We start from the raw sequence: 341 nt of genomic DNA, 5'->3' as shown, positions 1-341 counted from the left end.
GATCTGGTTAAAAATTGAAAACAGCTCATCCTCAGATTTTTATTGTGTATCACAAAATCAATAAAATAATCATGTTAGACGATTATAGTGGCTCCGCTTCCATCCACTTTTCCTGAATCGTCAAGGTAAAAATCTATTCTTCCAAGATTTACTCCGGCCCAGCCCACCTGGTTGATGAGCACATTTTTCCCTTCGCTGTTGTGAGCTATGGTAGGTTTGGGTAGAAAGGTGTGGGTGTGACCACCAATTATGAGATCAATATTTTTGGTTTGTTGTGCCAGCTTCATATCGCTGATTTTTTCGCTTCGGTAATTGTAACCTAAATGGGAAAGACAGATCAC

1 pseudogene is annotated in these 341 nt (G+C 39.6%); it reads right to left on the bottom strand.

From position 1 onward, the window contains the following. Positions 1–74 precede the first annotated feature (74 nt). A pseudogene (locus HC175_RS21585) lies at positions 75–341 on the bottom strand (bifunctional metallophosphatase/5'-nucleotidase); the annotation flags it as partial.

It is taken from the genome of Salinimicrobium oceani (assembly GCF_012037645.1).
This window is presented reverse-complemented; position numbering and strand designations above follow the sequence as displayed.